The organism is Ruminococcus sp., from assembly GCF_017650195.1.
Lineage (GTDB): Bacteria > Bacillota > Clostridia > Oscillospirales > Ruminococcaceae > Ruminococcus.
Map to the genome: position 1 here is coordinate 1 of NZ_JAGCFH010000059.1, position 2,877 is coordinate 2,877.

Annotated in this window: 3 protein-coding genes and 1 pseudogene; all 4 read left to right on the forward strand. The window is 42.6% G+C overall.

What is annotated here, in order from left to right; translation table 11 throughout:
* Positions 1–229 (forward strand): annotated as a pseudogene (locus J6U00_RS02580) (hypothetical protein); the annotation flags it as partial.
* A 101-nt stretch (positions 230–330) separates the two neighbouring features.
* Complete coding sequence (locus tag J6U00_RS02585) at positions 331–1,140, forward strand: RNA methyltransferase (protein ID WP_296578449.1); 810 nt, start codon at positions 331–333, stop codon at positions 1,138–1,140.
* A 53-nt stretch (positions 1,141–1,193) separates the two neighbouring features.
* Complete coding sequence (locus J6U00_RS02590; RefSeq protein WP_296578452.1) at positions 1,194–1,670, forward strand: LURP-one-related family protein; 477 nt, start codon at positions 1,194–1,196, stop codon at positions 1,668–1,670.
* Between the two features lie 19 nt (positions 1,671–1,689).
* Complete coding sequence (locus J6U00_RS02595; RefSeq protein WP_296578455.1) at positions 1,690–2,670, forward strand: Gfo/Idh/MocA family oxidoreductase; 981 nt, start codon at positions 1,690–1,692, stop codon at positions 2,668–2,670.
* Positions 2,671–2,877 lie beyond the last annotated feature (207 nt).

The following is a 2,877-nucleotide window of genomic DNA, read 5'->3' on the forward strand; positions in this document are numbered from 1 at the left end:
AAGCATTATAAAAAAGTATCTTGGTGAAAACGCATTTGATATTTTTCAGAAGTGTATCTTACAATTAATGCCTCTTGTAAACAGTGATACTCCTGATTCCGCTGCTATTGATGAAATATCAGAATCAATGAATGCATATTTCAAGAAAAATGAACTTGATTTATTACATGGCATAAAAGAATATCTTCTTGCAGAAGGAGATAAAGTAGCAGAAGAGATTGGATGGTAAATCCTGATTAATGTAAATAAACCTGGTATGTAGTGGCTCTTTCCGAGAAATCGTTAAGTAAAAGCAGTTAAAAGCCTCACATACAAACAGAAAGGCAAGCTATGTCAAACATAATTGAGATAAATGACTGCTTAAAGAACGAGCTTGATATATTTACCGCACTGACCGAACCTCAGCTGCTCCACTATTTTGAACCTGATTTCGGACTCTTTGTGGCTGAAAGTCCCAAAGTCATCGAGCGCGCTATAAATGCAGGATATGTTCCTTATTCGCTCCTTATGGAACACAAAGACATCAGTGGACAAATGAAGGAGTTGATTCCACTTGTTGGTGAAGCTCCGATTTATGTCGGTGACTTCGACTATATAACAGAGATTACCGGCTTCAAGCTTATCCGTGGGGCGCTCTGTGCATTCAGACGTTCAGCTCTTCCAAAAGCTGAAGACATTTGCAGAAATTCGCGACGTGTAGCAGTTCTTGAAAACGTAGTAAATCCTACTAATATAGGCGCTGTTTTCCGCTCCGCAGCGGCGCTCAATATGGACGCGGTACTACTTACTCCTGCGTGCAGCGACCCTCTTTACAGGCGCTCATCCCGTGTAAGCATGGGTACTGTTTTTCAGATACCATGGACTTATCTTTCAAGCGATAATGATTACCCAAAGCAGCTCCGCGAAATGGGTTTCAGGACTGCTGCTATGGCGCTCAGCAATAACTCAGTAAGTATCGACGCGCCTGAGCTTAGTGATATTCAGAAACTTGCTGTGGTTCTCGGAACTGAAGGCGAAGGACTTGCGGACAAGACTGTGGCGAGCTGCGATTATACTGTAAAGATACCAATGTCTCACGATGTTGACTCGCTTAATGTTGCCGCAGCAAGCGCAGTTGCTTTTTGGCAACTGGGCAGATAACAAAACTCATAACTCTTAGGAGTATGAATATACAATGATATGGGGGAAATAATATGAAACTATATTTCAAACAAAAGATTTTTACATTAAGACAGCGTTCTGATATTTTCGATGAGCACGGCAATATCCTTTTTACTGCCGCAGGAGAGATCATATCTCTAGGACGAAAAATGCATATTTATGACAATATGAACAACGAAGTAGCATTTGTGCAGCAGAGACTCCTGAGGCTTCTGCCGAGATTTTCCGTTTACATTGAGGGGCAGTATATCTGCGATATCGTAAAGGAATTCACTCTTTTAAAGCCGCGGTATTTCATTGAAGGCCTTGATTGGCAAATTAGCGGAGATTTCTTTGCACATGACTATTCAATATCCTGCAGTGGACAGTATATCGCTTCGATACACAAGCGCTGGATGTCGTGGGGAGACAGCTATGAGGTAGATATCGCAAACGAAAGAGACATTGTTATGGCTTTGGCTGTGATAATCGCTATTGACTGCGTTATAGATCAGTCTCAGAACAGCTGATCCTGAAGGGAGAATCATAGTGAATAAGTATAAATGGGGCGTTATCGGTACAGGGAAAATAGCACACACCTTTGCAACTGCGCTCATGAACTGCGAAAACGCTGAGCTCTGCGCCTCTGCTTCAAGAACTGAAGAAAAAGCGAAGAGATTCGCCGAAGAGTTCGGATTTTTAAAGTATTACGGAAGTTACAGGGAGTTCGCAGAAAAAAGCGATGCGGAGATAGTATATATAGCTACCCCTATGGCTTCACATTTTGATGATGCATGGCTCTGCCTGGAAAACGGGAAAAACGTGCTTTGCGAAAAATCCCTCGCTCTAAATACCGCTCAGACAGAAAAGCTCATTGCCTTTGCAAAGGAAAAAGGACTTTTCTTCATGGAGGCAATGTGGATGAAATGCCGTCCTGTCTACAGAAAAATGAAAGAGTGGATAGCTTCCGGACTTATCGGCGATATTGAGTACATCAAGGCTGATTTCAGCAACTTTATCCCCTATGACGAGAACGACAGACTTTTCCGAGCTGACTGCGGCGGCGGCTGTCTCCTTGATCTAGGTATATACCCTATAACCCTGACGCACGACCTTCTCGGCGTCCCCGACGATATAACAAGCTCCGCTCATATAATGCACGGCATAGACATGAGCAATTCGATACTTTTCCGCTACAAAAACGGTGCTTTCTCATCAATGGACAACGGCTTCGAGATACAGCTCCGCAATAATGCCATAATATCAGGTACAAAGGGCTTTATCACTCTCGGCAACTGGTTCCACTGTACGGAGGAAGGCATACTTTTCGACCGCAATGGAAAAGAGATCGAGCGCTTCGTGCGCAAGGATGATATAAATGGCTATGAGTACGAAATTGCCGAGCTACACAGTTGTCTCGATGTCGGACTTAAGGAAAGTCCTCTCGTTCCGCACAGCGACACTATCGCAGTTATGAAGCTAATGGACGAGTGTCGCGCTCAATGGGGAATGAAGTATCCAAATGAATAAAGAACAGCAATTTACACTCTATAGTTTCGGAGCACACAATGAATAATGTGATAAACGGTATCAACAGGCTGTATGAAAAATACGGTAAAGAATTCAACTGAGACACGCATTCCAATTAAAATTCATTTGTGAATGAGCTCCGCAAAGAAACCTAATAGAAAAAATGCATTCAGCTATATTGAAGAACATTGCCAATGATTTTTTTAA

Coding starts and splice junctions, on each gene's coding strand:
- J6U00_RS02585 (WP_296578449.1), top strand. CDS start 331: ATGTCAAACATAATTGAGATAAATGACTGCTTAAAGAACGAGCTTGAT.
- J6U00_RS02590 (WP_296578452.1), top strand. CDS start 1,194: ATGAAACTATATTTCAAACAAAAGATTTTTACATTAAGACAGCGTTCT.